Source organism: Gemmatimonadetes bacterium SCN 70-22 (assembly GCA_001724275.1).
GTDB lineage: Bacteria > Gemmatimonadota > Gemmatimonadetes > Gemmatimonadales > Gemmatimonadaceae > SCN-70-22.
Map to the genome: position 1 here is coordinate 55,864 of MEDZ01000025.1, position 15,305 is coordinate 71,168.

General features: G+C 70.6%; 11 protein-coding genes. 1 reads left to right on the forward strand and 10 read right to left on the reverse strand.

Going from position 1 to position 15,305, the window contains the following annotated elements; all coding sequences use genetic code 11:
* Positions 1-39: 39 nt before the first annotated feature.
* Positions 40-2,250, forward strand: coding sequence for an RNA degradosome polyphosphate kinase (locus ABS52_13150; GenBank protein ODT02601.1), 2,211 nt, complete (start codon positions 40-42; stop codon positions 2,248-2,250).
* Between the two features lie 70 nt (positions 2,251-2,320).
* Here the strand turns inward: ABS52_13150 and ABS52_13155 are convergent, their stop codons facing one another.
* The 10 genes from ABS52_13155 to ABS52_13200 all read right to left on the reverse strand — a co-directional run bounded on the left by ABS52_13155 (position 2,321) and on the right by ABS52_13200 (position 15,212).
* On the reverse strand, positions 2,321-3,955 hold the full coding sequence (locus ABS52_13155) for a hypothetical protein (protein ODT02602.1): 1,635 nt from the start codon (positions 3,953-3,955) through the stop codon (positions 2,321-2,323).
* A 3-nt stretch (positions 3,956-3,958) separates the two neighbouring features.
* Positions 3,959-4,672, reverse strand: coding sequence for a phosphate transport system regulatory protein PhoU (locus ABS52_13160; protein ODT02603.1), 714 nt, complete (start codon positions 4,670-4,672; stop codon positions 3,959-3,961).
* A complete protein-coding gene (locus tag ABS52_13165; GenBank protein ODT02625.1) occupies positions 4,669-5,412 on the reverse strand; it encodes a phosphate ABC transporter ATP-binding protein in 744 nt (247 codons plus the stop codon). The genes ABS52_13160 and ABS52_13165 overlap by 4 nt, the downstream gene beginning before the upstream one ends.
* A 59-nt stretch (positions 5,413-5,471) precedes the next feature.
* A complete protein-coding gene (locus ABS52_13170) occupies positions 5,472-6,260 on the reverse strand; it encodes a phosphate ABC transporter ATP-binding protein (GenBank protein ODT02604.1) in 789 nt (262 codons plus the stop codon).
* Positions 6,261-6,432: 172 nt separating this feature from the next.
* On the reverse strand, positions 6,433-7,242 hold the full coding sequence (locus ABS52_13175; protein ID ODT02626.1) for a phosphate ABC transporter, permease protein PstA: 810 nt from the start codon (positions 7,240-7,242) through the stop codon (positions 6,433-6,435).
* A 104-nt stretch (positions 7,243-7,346) separates the two neighbouring features.
* Positions 7,347-8,267: a phosphate ABC transporter permease subunit PstC gene (locus ABS52_13180; protein ID ODT02627.1), complete on the reverse strand. Its 921-nt coding sequence runs from the start codon at positions 8,265-8,267 to the stop codon at positions 7,347-7,349.
* A gap of 71 nt (positions 8,268-8,338) precedes the next feature.
* Positions 8,339-9,385: a phosphate ABC transporter substrate-binding protein PstS gene (locus tag ABS52_13185; protein ODT02628.1), complete on the reverse strand. Its 1,047-nt coding sequence runs from the start codon at positions 9,383-9,385 to the stop codon at positions 8,339-8,341.
* Positions 9,386-9,618: 233 nt separating this feature from the next.
* Positions 9,619-10,311: a hypothetical protein gene (locus ABS52_13190; GenBank protein ID ODT02605.1), complete on the reverse strand. Its 693-nt coding sequence runs from the start codon at positions 10,309-10,311 to the stop codon at positions 9,619-9,621.
* A gap of 86 nt (positions 10,312-10,397) precedes the next feature.
* Positions 10,398-12,158 carry a hypothetical protein gene (locus ABS52_13195; protein ID ODT02606.1) on the reverse strand — a complete coding sequence of 587 codons (1,761 nt, stop codon included), beginning with the start codon at positions 12,156-12,158 and terminating at the stop codon, positions 10,398-10,400.
* 261 nt (positions 12,159-12,419) lie between these two features.
* Entirely contained in the window at positions 12,420-15,212 is a 2,793-nt protein-coding gene (locus ABS52_13200) for a hypothetical protein (protein ID ODT02607.1), read from the reverse strand.
* Positions 15,213-15,305: the final 93 nt, after the last annotated feature.

Here is a 15,305-nt window from a genome sequence, read left to right on the forward strand (position 1 = left end):
CCTTCGCGCGATGACCGCGCGGCCGCAGCCCCCGCCTTCATGATCGAACACGCCGTCGCGCCCGGCCTCTTCCTGAACCGCGAGCTCTCCTGGCTCGAGTTCAACGCGCGCGTGCTGCACGAGGCGGTCGACGAGCGCACCCCGCTGCTCGAGCGCCTCAAGTTTCTGGCCATCTTCAGCACCAACCTGGACGAGTTCTACCAGGTGCGGGTGGCAGGGCTCCGGCGCCAGGTCGCGGCCGGGGTGCAGCAGGCGCCGCCCGACGGGATGTCGCCGGCCGCGCAGCTGGAGGCCATCGACGGCAAGGTGCGCGAGCTCGTGGCCCGGCAGCACGCGTGCTTCCATCAGGTGCTCCTGCCGGAGCTCGAGCGCCGGGGGATCCGCCTCGTCGAGATGCACGAGCTCACGCCTGACGAGTCGGTGGCGCTCAATGGCTTCTTCGAGCGCGAGGTCTTTCCCGTGCTCACGCCGCTCGCGGTCGACCCCGGGCACCCCTTTCCGTACATCTCCAACCTGTCCATCTCGCTGGCGGTGGAGTTGCGCGACCCGGCGCGCGGGGGGGAGCACTTTGCCCGGCTCAAGGTGCCGCGCAGCCTCCCGCGCTGGATTCCCATCGGGCGTCCCAATCACTTCGTCCCCCTGGAGCGCCTGATCGGCGCCCAGCTGGGGACGCTCTTCCCCGGGATGGAGATCCTGGGGTGGCACGTCTTCAAGATCACGCGCTACTCCGACCTCGACGTCCCCGCGGCCGACGAGCCCGAGGATCTCCTGGCGACCATCGAGGAGCAGGTCTTCGCGCGACGGTTCGGCGAGGTGGTGCGCCTCGAGGTGCAGAGCGGGATGCCGCCGCACATCCGCCAGCTGCTCCTCGACGAGCTGCGCGAGGTGAGCGATCCCGAGGTCCTCCCGCTCACCGACCGGGAAGTGCACGAGCCGGGTCCGCTCCTCGAACTGGGCGACCTGCTGTCGCTGGCCTCGCTCGACGTTCCCGAGTTGCGCGACCCGCCGTTCACCCCGCTCACGCCGCCGGAGCTGCGCGACACGGCGCGCCCGATCTTCGACGTCATCCGCGAGCGCGACGTGCTCGTGCACCACCCGTTCGAGTCGTTTGCGACCTCGGTGGAGCGGTTCTTCGAGGCGGCGGCGCAGGACGAGCACGTCCTGGCCATCAAGACCACGCTGTACCGCACGTCGGGCGACAGCACCATCGTGCGCACGCTGACCGACGCGGCACAGCGGGGCAAGCAGGTCGCGGTGCTGGTGGAGCTGCGGGCGCGCGGCGACGAGGCCAACAACATCTCGTGGGCGCGCACGCTGGAGGACTTCGGCGTCCACGTGGCGTACGGGCTGTCGGGGCTCAAGACGCACGCGAAGGTCGCCCTCGTCGTGCGCCGCGAGGCCGACGGCATTCGCCGCTACGTGCACATCGGGACGGGGAACTACAACTCCCGGACGGCGCGCGTCTACACGGACTTCGGCTTCTTCACCTGCAACCCCGACATCGGCGCCGACATCAGCGAGGTGTTCAACCTCCTCACCGGCTTCTCGCGCCAGCGCGAGTATCGCAAGCTCCTGGTGGCGCCGGCGAACATGAAGGCGCGTTTCCTCGACCTCATCGGGCGCGAGGCCGCCCACGCCCGCGCCGGCCGCCGCGCGCGCATCGTCGCCAAGATCAACGCCCTCGTGTCACCCGACATAATCGCGGCGCTCTACGACGCATCGGACGCCGGCGTCGAGATCGACCTGATCGTGCGCGGCATCTGCTGTTTGCGCCCGCAGCTGCCGGGGGTGAGCGAGCGGATCCGCGTGCGCAGCATCGTCGGGCGCTTCCTCGAGCACTCGCGGCTCTTCTACTTCGCCAATGGCGGGGCCGAGGAGTACTACGTGGGGTCGGCCGACTGGATGCCGCGCAACCTGGAGCGGCGGGTGGAGGTCGTGGTCCCGGTCGAGGATCCGGTGATGCGGCAGCGGATGTTCAGCCTGATCGAGACGTGGCTGGCCGACAACCGCCAGGCCTGGGAGCTGCATCCCGACGGGCGCTACGTGCAGAGCGCGCCGGGCGAGGCCGACGAGCTGGCGACGCATCGCAAGCTGCTGCGTGACCCGTGGGGGCTCGATCGCGCCGAGTCGCGCTACACGACGGCCGAGATCCGCGCCCTCGTCCCCCCGCCTCCCGCGCTGGACGCGGACGGCAACGGCCACGCGGCGTTGGGCGCTCGCCCCAAGGGAAAGCGGGCCACCAGGCGTTAGGCGCCTGGCCGCGGCGCTCCGGGTGCCCCGGGGAGGGCACGGGGCACCCGGGGCGCGCGGGGCACGCGCGTCACTCGCCGTCGTCGCCGTCCCGCGCCTCGACCACGGAACCGTCGGGGGACACGATCTCCACCGGGGTCCCGGCCAGCTCGGAGAGGAGGGCCGACTTCCGGCTCGCCCCCCAGAGCTCCAGCCGCAGGACGCGCGCGCGAGGGTCGGGGACGGCGGTGAGGCGCAACGCACGGTCGGTCCACCGGACCTTCACCCGTTGCACCGCGCCCACGTGCCCGCGGTCGAAGCCGTCCGCCACCCGCAGGATCGCCGACAGGCGCGCGATGCGGTCGCGCGTGGCGCGGTCCAGCCGCCCGAAGGTGGGGTGCTTCCGCCGGGGCGCGGCCCCGCGGTGATACCGGGCGACGTTCGCCACCACCACCTGCTCCACCGGTGACATCCCCAGGAGATCGGCGTGCAGGATGAGGTGGTACGAGTGCTTGTGGTGCTTGTCGTAGTTGATGTGGTAGCCCACGTCGTGCAGCAGGGCGGCGTCGGCCAGCGTCTGCCGGTCGCCGGCGCCGCACCCCAGCCGCGCGCCCACGGCGTCGAACAGCTGCAACGCCAGCTGCCGGACGTGTTGCGCGTGCGGCGCCTCGTAGTGGCATCGCTCGGCGAACGTGCGCACCGAGCGCTCGCGCGCCTCGCCCCGGTCGGCGGGAATGGTGGGGACGTGGGCGCTCTCCAGCAGGAGCCCCTCGCGGATGCCGTAGGCGGAGACTTGCAGCTCGCGGGACTCGATGCGCGCCATCACCTCGGCCGCCACCACCAGGCCGGCCAGGATGATGTCCGATCGCTCGACGTTGAGCCCGCGGACATGCGCCCGCTCCTCGGGCGAGCACGCCCGCAGGAGGTCGATGATGTGCTCCAGCTCCTCGCGCGGGACGCGTGTCCCGTGCACGCGTCCGGCCGCGCTGGGCGATCCCTGCCGGTACAGGAAGATCCCCGCCAGGTTGGTGAAGGTCCCCCCGGAGCAGATCAGCTGCGCCCCTCGCCAGTCGCGCAGCGGGAGCGCCTTGCGGATCTCGTCGCGCACGGCCTGCCGAAGCGTGCGCACGTCCTTGCGGCTGGGGGCCAGCCCGAGGTACTGCTCCGTCATGCGGATGGCCCCGAACGGGAGGGAGACGAGACGCTCCACCAGCCCGTCGGCGGCCATCGCCAGCTCGAGGGACCCCCCGCCCACGTCCATCACGACCGAACGCCCCCGCGCCAGGTCGAAGTGGGCGAGGGCCGAGCGGTACGCCAGGCGCGCCTCCTCCTCGCCGTGCAGGAGGCGGATGCGCAGCCCGGTCTCGCGCCGGACGAGGTCGAGGAAGGTCCGGCCGTTCGCGGCGTCACGGACGGCGCTGGTGGCGACCGCTTCCACCTTGGCCACGCCGTACTGGCGCGCGAGCGTCGCCATGCGCTGCAGCGCCTCGAGGGCGTGCCCCATGGCGTCCTCGCCGAGCCGGCCGGCCCGGTCGAGTCCCGTCCCCAGGCGCGGCGCCGCCTTCATCTCGTCGAGGACGCGGATGCGTCCCTCGGGCGAGACGTCGGCGATGATCTGCCGGATGGAATTGCTCCCGACGTCGATCGCCGCCAGCCGCACCCCCTCGCCGGGTTGCGGCGCCGCGGCGCGGAGCGGGAGGACGCGCGGACGGACGGGAGCGCTCATCGGTCAGGACGCGGCCGCCGGCGCCCGCTCGCCGGCTTCGGCGTGGTGCTTGATCTGCTTCCCCTCCGCCAGGTACACCGCGTCCTCGCCGATGTTGGTGGCCAGGTCGGCGACCCGCTCGAGGTTGCGGCTGACGAGAAGGAGCTCCAGCGACGGGTTGATCGTCCGGGCGTCGGCCATCATGTGCGTGAGCAGGATGCGGAAGAGCGAGTTGTGCAGCGCATCGACCGCGTCGTCCGCCTTGCACACCTCGCGTCCCAGCATCCCGTCGCCGCGGATGAATGCGTCCAGCGCCTCGCCCAGCATCCGGCGCGCGCGCCGCGCCATGTCCTCGATCTCGGGATTGAGGATGATGGGCGAGCGGAGCGCGATCAGGCGCAAGGCCGACTGGGCGATGTTCACCGCATGGTCGCCCACCCGCTCGAGGTCGCTCGACACCTTGATGGCGCTGATGATGAAGCGCAGGTCGCGCGCCATCGGCTGCTGCAGGGCCAGCAGCTGCACCGCCAGCGACTCCACCTCGTTCTCGAGCAGGTCGATCTCGCGGTCACCCTCGATCACGACCTCTGCCTTCTCCCGGTCCTGCGTCAGCAGGGCGTCGACCGAGAGGTCCACCAGCTCCTCGGCGCGCGCCGACATGTCGAGCAGGCGCTGCTTGAGCGTCGCCAGCTGCTCGTGGAAATGGCGGAATCCGCTGGCCGTCTCGGCGGGACTCATCCGAACCTCCCCGTGATGTACGCCTCGGTGCGCTCCTGGCGCGGGCTGGTGAAAATACGCTCCGTCGCGTCCACCTCGACAAGACGTCCGAGATAGAAGAATGCCGTCTGGTCCGACACGCGGGCGGCCTGCTGCAGGTTGTGGGTCACGATGACGATGGTCAATTCCGACTTGAGCTCGTACAGGAGCTCCTCGATCTTCTGCGTCGCGATGGGGTCCAGCGCCGACGCCGGCTCGTCCAGGAGGAGCACCTCGGGCTGGTTGGCCAGCGCCCGGGCGATGCACAGCCGCTGCTGCTGCCCCCCCGAGAGCCCGAGGGCGCTCTGCTTGAGGCGGTCCTTCACCTCGTCCCAGAGCGCGGCGCGGCGGAGCGCCGACTCCACGAGGTCATCGAGCTCGCTCCGCCGCCCGGTCCCGTTGATGCGCGGGCCGTACGCCACGTTGTCGTAGATCGACTTGGGAAAGGGGTTCCAGCGCTGGAACACCATCCCCACACGCTGGCGCAGCTGCACCACGTCCATCGCGCGCCCGTACAGCTCCTCGCCGTCCAGGTGGATCGACCCCTCGTGCCGCGTCCCGGGGATGAGGGCGTTCATCCGGTTGATGGAACGCAGGAAGGTCGACTTCCCGCACCCCGACGGGCCGATGAACGCGGTGACCGAGCGCGCCGGCATCGTGAGGTCGATGGAGTGCAGCGCCTGCTTCTCGCCGTACCAGAAGGAGAAGCGCCTGGCCTCGATGGTGCCCGTGGAGTCGGGAGACGGGAGACGGGAGGCGGGGGTGTCGATCGTCTCGGCGGTCATCCGAACCTTCCGGTGATGTAGGCTTCGGTGCGGGGGTCCTTCGGGGTGGTGAACAGCTCGCTGGTCGGCGCGACCTCCACCAGCTCGCCCGACAGCATGAACGCGGTGCGGTTCGAGACGCGGGCGGCCTGCTGCATGTTGTGGGTCACGATCACCACCGTCACCGTACCGCGCAGGTCGTACACGAGTTCCTCCACCCGCTGCGTGCTGATGGGGTCGAGCGAGGCGGTCGGTTCGTCCAGCAGGAGGACACTCGGGCCGGTAGCGAGGGCGCGGGCGATGCACAGGCGCTGCTGCTGCCCGCCCGAGAGGCCAATGGCCGAGTCCTTGAGTCGGTCCTTCACCTCGTCCCACAGGGCGGCCCCGCGCAACGAACGCTCGACGATCTCGTCGAGTTCGCGCCGCGCGGGCGCCTCGCCCCCCAATCCCTTGAAGCCGGCCGCGACGTTGTCGCGGATCGACATGGTGGGGAAGGGGGTGGGGCGCTGGAAGACCATCCCAACGCGCCGGCGCACCTGGATGGGGTTGGTCCCCCGCGCATAGATGTCATGCCCGTCGAGGAGTACTTCGCCTTCCGTGCGCGCCCCGGGCACGGTCTCGTGCATGCGGTTGAGGCAGCGGAGCAGCGTCGACTTCCCGCACCCCGACGGCCCGATGATCGCCGTCACCGTCCCCTCGTGGAAGGCGATGTCGACCCCGCGCACGCTGCGCGTGGCGCCGTAGTACGCGTCGAGGTTGTGGACCGCGATGCGCTCCGCCGCGACCGCTGGCGCCGCGGCTTCCACGACGCGTCCAGAGAGGGTTGCAGGAACGGTTCCCGCAGCATTTACGGCCGTCGTCGCCGCCGACGGCCGGTCGGCGGGCACCGCGGTCGTCGGCACGGGAGGCGACACTGCCGGCGTCGCGGCGGGGACGATCGTGCGCGGAGGCGTGGGGCGAGGGCTCATGAAGTCGAGGTCAGTCACCGCCCCCTCCGAAACGTGAACGGGTAACAAAGCGAGAGATGAGCGAGATGACGAGGACGATCCCGATGAGGACGAGGGCGCCGGCCCAGGCCAGGCGATGCCACTCGTCGTACGGGGAGATGGCGTAGTTGAAGATCTGCAGCGGGAGCGCCGACACCGGCTGGTCGAGCGCCAGCGACCAGAACTGGTTGCCGAACGCGGTGAACAGGAGCGGCGCCGTCTCGCCGGCGATGCGGGCCACCGCCACCAGCGCCCCGGTGACGATCCCGGGGAGCGCCGTGCGCAGCACCACGCTGAGCGAGGTGCGCCACCGGGTGTACCCGAGCGCGAGCGCCGCCTCGCGCAGCGACACCGGGACGAGCCGGATCATCTCTTCGGTGGTCCGCGTGACGAGGGGGATCATCATCGCGCCTAACGCAATTCCGCCGGCCGCCGCCGAGAAGTGCCCGATGGGGCGGACCAGGAACTGCCAGGCGAAGATCCCCATCACGATGGACGGGAGGCCGTTCAGCACGTCGGAGAGGAAGCGCACTGTCGTCGCCAGGCGCGACGTCCGCTGCTCGGCGAGGTAGAGCCCGGCCCCGATCCCGATCGGGAGCCCGATGACCGAGGCGATCGCGAGCAGGAGGAGCGTCCCGGCGATCGCGTTCCCCATCCCGCCCCCCGCCTCGCCCACTGGCTTCGGCATCCTGGTGAAGAAGTCAAGCGAGATCGACGAGGCCCCCTCGCGCGCCAGGTGCCACAGGATGAAAATCAGCGGAAGGACGGCCGCGATGGCGGCGAGATACATGACGCCGAGCATGAGCGCGTTGACGACGCGCCGCCGCCCCAGCGAGCGGGCGGTGCGCTGGGCGGCCGCCCGCTGGATGCCCGAGGGACGCGCGACGCGTGGCTGGGCCGTCGTGCTCATCGCCCCTCCCGCGCGACCTGCCAGACGAGCCAGCGGGCGATCATGTTCACCACCAGGGTCACCGCCAGGAGCACCGCGCCGCACGCCATCAGCGCCGACGTGTGCAGCGCGCTCGTCGCTTCCGCGAATTCGTTGGCGATGACCGAGGCCAAGGTGTATCCGGGGGCGAAGAGCGACGACGAGATCTCGTGGCGGTTGCCGATGAGCATCGTGACCGCCATCGTCTCGCCTAACGCGCGCCCGAGGCCGAGGACGATCCCGCCCACGATCCCCGACCTGGCGTAGGGGACCACCGCGTCGCGGATCATCTCCCACTTGGTGGCCCCGAGCGCCAGCGCCGCCTCGCGCTGCGAACGCGGGACCGCCGACAGCACCTCGCGCGACACCGCTGAGATGTACGGGAGGATCATGATCGCGAGGATCACCGCCGCCGCCAGCATCGACGGCCCGTAGGCCGGCCCGCTGAAGAACGCGGTGTTCCCGAGCCCCAGCGTGTCGGCGAGGAAGGGCATCACCGTGCCGCGCAGGACCGGGAGGAGGACGAAGATCCCCCACAGGCCATAGACGACGCTGGGAATCGCCGCGAGCAGGTCGACCAGGAAGGCGACCGGCTGCCGCAGCCAGGCCGGGGCGAACTCGGAGAGGAAGATGGCCACGCCTAACGCGAGCGGCGTGGCGAGCACGAGGGCGAGGACCGAGGAAACGACGGTCCCGTAGATCATCGGCGCCGCCCCGAAGACGCCGCGCACCTCGTCCCAATCGCTCGAGGTGAGGAAGCCGACGCCGAACGTGCGGAGCGCGGGCCAGGCGGCCAGCACGACCTCCAGGGCGATGAGGCCGAGGAGGAGTGGCACCGCCCAGGCGAATGCGGTCGTGATCACCCGGTACACGCGATCGCCGACGGACGCCCCGACGATCCCGTCATCCCCCGCGGCACGGACCGCCCCGTGCGGGGCGGCCCTCGACGCGGCGTCCTGCAGCGGCTGGCTCACTGGGTGGCGCCGACCCGGATCGTGCCGACGCGGGTCGCCAGCTGCGAGGCGAGGGTCGCCGGGAGCGGAGCGTAATCCAGCGATGCCGCGCTCTGCTGCCCGTCAGCGTACATCCACTTCATGAAGTCGACCAGCTTCTGCCCCTTGGTGGCGTCCGTCTGCTGCTCGTACACGAGGAGCCAGGTGAACGAGGAAATCGGATAGGCGTTCGCGCCGGCGGCATTCACGATCGAGATGCGATAGTCGGAGTCGGGTCCCAGCCGCGACATCGCTCCCTCGGCGGCGGCCGTGATGCTCTCGATGGTCGGCTCCACGTACGTGCCGGCGGCATTCCTGATGTGGGCCACCGGGAGGCGGTTCTGCTTGGCGTAGGCCAGCTCCACGTAGCCGATGGTGCCCGGGGTCTGCTTCACCGTTCCGGCGACCCCTTCGTTCCCCTTGCCTCCCAGCCCGACCGGCCACTGGACCGACTTCCCCTTGCCGGGGCCGCTCGCCCACGACTTGCTGACCGCGGAGAGGTAGTCGGTGAAGATGTACGTCGTCCCGCTGCCGTCGGAGCGGTGCACCACCAGGATGTCCTTGGCGGGCAGGGTCACCCCCGCGTTCTCGGCCGCGATGCGGGGATCGTTCCACTTGGTCACCTTGCCAAGGAAGATGTCGGCGACCAGTTCGCCCGTCAGACGCAACGGGGCGGTGACCTCGGGAAGGTTGTAGGTGACCACGTCGGCGCCGAGGACAGTGGGGAAGTGGAGGATCGTGCCTCCCTTTGCCGCGGCCAGCTCCTCGTCGGTCATCGGGCCGTCGGAGGCGCCGAAGTCGACCGTCCCCTCCGACAGCTGCTTGATGCCGCCGCCCGAGCCGATCGACTGGTAGTTGATCTTGATCCCCTTCGAGGTGGCGTAGTCGGAGAACCACTTCGAGTAGATCAGATATGGGAAGGTCGCGCCCGCGCCATTGAGGTCGACCGACGAGGACATCGCCGGGGCGGCAGCGGAGTCGCTGGACTTCGTTTCACCGCCGCCGCAGGCGGCGATCGTTACAATGGCGAGCGCGGCAAGTGCGCGAGCGTACACGGTAGTGTCTCCGGGTAAGTGCAGTAGTGACTGTAAGATCACATCCTCCGGCTCCGGGGCGTGCGGCCGCTGTGTAACGTCGCGGTCACAGATGCGGGCGGGGATCGGGGGGGGCCTGATTCGCGCGCGCCCTGTCCCCGACGCGACGGACGAGTCCGGCGGCGACGGGGAACGTCCGCCCGCTGACGCTCCCCGGGCTGGTGCTACATCTCGCTCGCCAGCGTGACGAACTTGTAGACCCCGTCTCGTTCGATGATGGGGCCGAACAGCCGCTGCGATGCGGTATCGCCCGGCGAGCGTACCCGTCGCACCGCACAATCCCGCCAGATCCGGTTCTTCCCCTGGAGCTCGACCGGTGCAGGGCATGACCAGCCGACCACGCCAAGCGGCTTGCCCCCCAGGCGACCGAGCGTCCGGCGAAAGCCCTGGATCGAGGCGTCGGAGAGCTGCTGCCAGACGATGGCTGGCGGCTGGCGCATCGGCGCCCTCGTGTAGGGCGACGACGGGTAGACGAGGAGTGCGAACTCGGGGCGATTGACGGCCAGACGGATGAGCGTGAGCGAGTCGTCCTGCTCGACCGCGGCGATCCAACGTCGCACCAGCGCGTCGCGTGATGGGAGGCCGTGGGCAAGTCGCGTCGGCCGTGATCGGAGGTCGGCGGTGAAGCGGCGCAGTTCCTCGTCGGGCGGGAGGATCGAGTCCACGACGTAGCCGGGTTGCGCGCGATCGATGGAGTCCTGCCGCGCTCGTGCCGCTGCCGCCGCCGTGGCGACGTGCGCGAGTGGGTCGCTCGCCTCGTCGCCGACGCCGTCCTGCGGTCGAGGCGTGCACGCACTGGCGAGCGCGGCGAGAAGCGCGAGGGCGAGCGGGGTTCGCATCAGGCGCACACGGCGCATGCGGGAGGGGAGGCGCACGAGTAGTGGGACGAGAGCCGCGGCTGGCGCCCGCGCACGGACGCCAGCCGCGGTTCACGCGTCATGATCTAGTTGCGGGCGTAGGTGGTCCATCCCTGGAACCACTTCGGTCCCGCCGGATTGACGGCGCCGCGGTATGCCGTTCCGCTCACGGCGCCCCCGGCGACGGTCGCCAGCCTCCCGGTGAACGTCGCCAGCCCGCCCGACGCGGCGGCCGATCCTGCGGCCGGCGCCCAGTCGAAGGCGCTCGCCGTGGTCGAGGCATCGACCGTGGCCGGGAAGGCGGTGAAGGTCGCCGCCGTCGTCACCCCGGCCGGGGCCTCGAGCGCGTTGGCCGCCAGGTCGAGCGCGTTCTGCACGGTGCTCCCCGACTGGGCCTGGAAGGTCGCGGCATTCTCCACCATCAGGATGTTGCGCACGGCCAGGTCGGCGGTCGCCAGGTCCGGAGTCGCCGTGGAGCCGGCGCGCACGTACGTCTCGGCGTCACGGAGCGAGACGGCGGCACGGGCCCAGCGCGCCACGATCCCGTTCACGTACCAGCCGCCGACGCCGCGGCGGAGCATCATCCCCACGCCGCCCGAGCTCCCCGACGTCGCCGTGTTCCCGGTGCCGACCAGGGTGAAGTTCGCCACGAGCGGGGTGGTGAAGGGGGTGGAGTTGCGTCCCAGCTGGCACCCGGCCCCCTCGCAGCCGTCGTTCTCGATCCCCTGCGGGTCGCTCGACGGCGCCCCCGCCCCGGTGCGCGGCGTGAGTTGCGTGGTCTGCAGCGCGATCACGTTCTGCAGGCGCCCGCGGTAGCCTTCGGACATGTCGAAGTGGTCGTCGCCGGCCTCGTACGACACCAGGTAGCTGGCGTCGACCGCGCCGCCGAAGAACTCGAAGGAGTCGTCGAGCCCTGCCATCGACTGCAGGTACGAGAGCTTGGTCCCGCTCCCGACCGCCGCAAAGGTGAAGCTGTTGAGCTCGTTGTTGAGCGACGGCGCGTAGCCGGCGAACTCGACGCGCACGTAGCGCAGCTCGCCGCTGTTGTCTGTATCGGTCGTCCCGCCCGAGTAGGTGACCTTGTAGTTGGTCCCCGACGTGGTGCCGGCGGCGGTGTTGGTCCCTTCGAGCTCGATCTCGACCCCGGTGCGGTTGAGCGTCGCGTTGCCGACAATGATCAATCCCCCCCAGTCGCCGGGCTGGCGCTGGCCGGCCGGGCGCGACGAGGTGAAGACGATGGGGGCGTCGGCGCGCCCGACGGCGTTGATCTTCGCGCCGCGGAGCACGAAGAGCGAGGCGCCGAGCGTGTTGAAGTCGCCCTCGATGCGCGTCCCGGGCTCGATGGTGAGCGTCGCGCCATTGGCGACGTGGATGAAGCCCTTGAGGATGTACACCTTGTCGGCCGTCCAGGTGGTGTTGGCGGTGATGTCGGTCGTGACGTCGATGCGGCCGGCGGCGCCGAAGGCGAGCGTCGAGGCGATGGTTTCTCCCGAGGCCGAGCTGCGTTGCGACCCGCGCACCGCGGTCACGCGGTAGCGGTACTGCGTCTGGACCTTGAGTCCGGTGTCGTCGTACGTGACTGGGCCGCCTGCGGCGGGGGCCTGGACGGTGGTGGCAATCGCGAAGGCGCCGGTTGCCCCCTCGGCGCGCTCGATCTCGTAGCTGTTGTCGCCGGCGGTTCCGTTGAACTGCACGCGGATCGACGTGAGCCCGGTGGCCGTGGCCTGCACGCCGAGGGGCGGCGTGAGGACGGGGGCGGTGGTGCCGCCGTTGTCGTCGCCGCAGGCGGCGATGCCTAACGCCGACAGCGCGACGACCGCAGTGAGGAAACGCTTGGAGAATGACATGATGTGTATCGCGGGATGGGTCATGAGGAGAGGCTGGTGCCCGCGGGACCCTCGCACTCGGCGACGCCCCGATACGGTGGAAGCAAACGGGGGCCCGTCGCGGCCACGTGTCACGGCGGTCACGAGCCTGTCACGGCCGCCGGGGCATCGGCGGGCATCGGCGGGCATCGGCGGGCGCGACGTTTCCTCCGGCGGCGGCGGTGGATGCCGAGCGCCCCCGCCGCCTGGGGGCGACGGGGGCGCGGCTGCGACGGGGAAGGGTCAGGGTCGGAACACGAAGCCGAGCTGGAACGTGCGCCCCGTCGTCCACGACTCGCGCGTCACGCTCCCCTGCACGGTCTGGAACGGCTCGTCGAGGAGGTTGCGGGCGTCGATGCGCCCCTGCAGCGCCCCCCACACCGGGAAGCGAAGCGACAGGTCGAGCGCATTGCGCGGGCGCTGCACCACGTCGGGGAGCGGCTGGTCGCCGGCGGCGTCGATCCGCTCACCCGTCCGATTGAAGAGCGCGGTGGCGCTGAGCGAGCCATTGGTGTTGGCGTACGTGACCCCTGCATTCACGACGTAGGGGGCCTGCCCCACCATCCGGCGCCTGGCGTTCGTGGCCGCCGCTTGCCCCGCGCCGAGCGTGATCTGCGACTGCATCACCGTCACGTTCGTGAAGGCGAGCAGCGACTGGAAGGCGTCGCCGAGGAATCCCAGTCCCTTGCGGGCCTCCAGCTCCACGCCGTAGTTGGTGGCCTTGTCGGCGTTCACGTAGCCGATGAATCGCGACGAGGCGCCCGCGGCGCGATAGACACGCTCGATGGGATTGTCGAAGCGCTTGGCGAAGAGTCCCACGCTCAGCACCTCGCCGCCGCTCGGGTACCACTCCCAGCGCGCGTCCACGTTCTGGATCAGTGTGCGCTGCAGGTCGGGATTCCCCTCCAGGTCGTCGCCATTGAGCACGTCGCGGCTCTTGATCGGGACGAGCTCGCGGTATTCGGGACGCGCCAGCGTCTGCGAGGCAGAGAGGCGCAGGTTGGTGTACTCGCCCAGCGCCATGTTGAGCGCGAGCGAGGGGAGGACGTCGGTCCAGTCGCGCGAGACGTCGACCGGCTGGCCCAGCGTCGATTGCGCGTTCACGGTGAGCCGATCGTTCTCCACGCGGGCGCCGGTAATCAGGCGCATGCGCGGCGCGATCGCGATGTCGGCCATCAGGAAGCCGGCGGTGAGCCGGTCGGCGGCGCCATATGACCCGCCCTGCGACAGGGGGAAGATGTTGAAGACGCCGGCGCGATCGCCGGTGAATGGTGCTGCGAACAGCTGCTCGGGGCGCAGCTCGCGGATGGCGTTCGAGGCCTGTCCGGAGATGGCGTAGGCGCTGGTGGTGGCGTCACGGTCGGTGCGGCGCGAGAGCGCGCCGACCTTGATGGCGTGGTCGCGCCCGCCCATGCTCACCCGCCACTGGTAGTTGCCGCGTCCCTCGAACGACTTTTCCTCGAGCGCGGAAAAGGTACGCACCGCCCCCGCGTTGCTGGCGCCGTTCCAGCGCAGCACCTCGGCTCCCCCCGGCGCGTCCTGCTCGATGACCGAGACGAACTCCGAGCGGTCGGGCTCGTTGCGCGTCACCGCCGACGAGGTCACTGCCCAGTCGAGCTTGTGCTCCCCGAACTGGTGGTCACCGGCCAGCTGGTTCGAGCGCACCGCGCGCTCCACGTACTGCATGCGCTCGATCTGCGCCCGGACCCCCTCGTTCTCGAACTCGCCGCGCTCGACGCGGGCGTCGTTGTCGGCGGTGCGCGTGTAGGTGTTGTTGACGCTGATGCGGGAGGTACCGCCGAGCAGCGTGCTGAAGTTCGCCATCCCCCCCCAGAGCACCCCTTGGCTCCCGGTCGTCCCCGTGAAGCGGTCGGTCTCGATCGTGCTCCCGGGCGTCGTCCCACGGTTGGCGAGCGCGCGCACCTGGTTGTCCTTGACGTCCTGCGTGAGGGCGTAGGTCCCGCTCAGCAGGAAGCCGATCCGCTGCCCGAACAGCGCTTCGTTGCCGCCGAGCGAGATGGCGGTCGAGGTGTTCGGGGCGCCCGTGCGCGAGTCAGGCGTCCAGGCGTTGCGGAACTGCGAGATGAGGAGGTTCTTGTCGGCCTGCGTGAGGTTGATCCCCTGGAAATTGCGCACGACCGAAAGGAGGTACGGAAGGTTGCGCGCGGTGCCGGCCAGGGCGAACACCTCGCCGCCGACGTTGCGACCGGCGAGCACCTGCCGGCCCGTGGCCCCGCTGTTGTAGCCGACGGTGGACTGCATCGAGAAGGTGAGGCGCGCCGGGAATTCGCGCGTCTTGATCTCCACCTGCGCCCCGGAGAAGTCGCCCTGCTGGTCGGGAGTGAACGTCTTGGAGGTCGTCACCGCCTCGACCAGGCTGGAGGGGAACATGTCGAGCGGGACCACCCGCTTCTCGGGCTCGGGGCTCGGGACGCGGGTCCCGTTCAGCTGCGTGGTGGTGTAGCGCTCGCCCAGCCCGCGCACGAAGACGAAGCGGCCGTTCTGCACCGTGACGCCGCTGACGCGCTGCATGGCCTGCGCCGCGTCGGAGTCCGGGCTCTTCGCGATCTGCTCCGCGGTGATCGTGTTGACCACCCCGGTGGCAGTGCGCTGCGCATCGAGCGCATCGGCCACCGACCCGCGCTCCGCCGACGCGGTGACCGTCTGGGCCGTGAGGGTGATGGTGGCGGTCGCGAGCGTCACGTCCTGCTCGAGCGTCTTGCCGGCATCCAGGAGGATCCCGGTGACCGTCTTGGGCGTGTACCCGATGCGCCGGAACTGGATCGTCACCGTCCCGGCCGGGACGGCCGGGAGCGTGAAGCGCCCCTCGACGCCGGACATCGTGCCTAACGTGGTGCCGACGACCTGGATCCCGACGTCGGAAAGCCCCTGGCCGGAGGCGGCGTCGAGGACGCGTCCGACGATGCGCCCGGTGGGCTGCTGCGCGAGCGTGGGGCTGGTGAACAAGAGCGAACCCGCGAGCGCCAGGCCGAGCCGGCGCGAGCGCACGAGGAGTCCGGAGATGATCGTGATCATGAGCGTATCGCACGAAAGGGAGCTGCGCGGCGCTCTGTGCGCCCGGCGCTCCGTTACAATGCGAACGCCGGGTCTCGGATCAGCGAAGGCGCT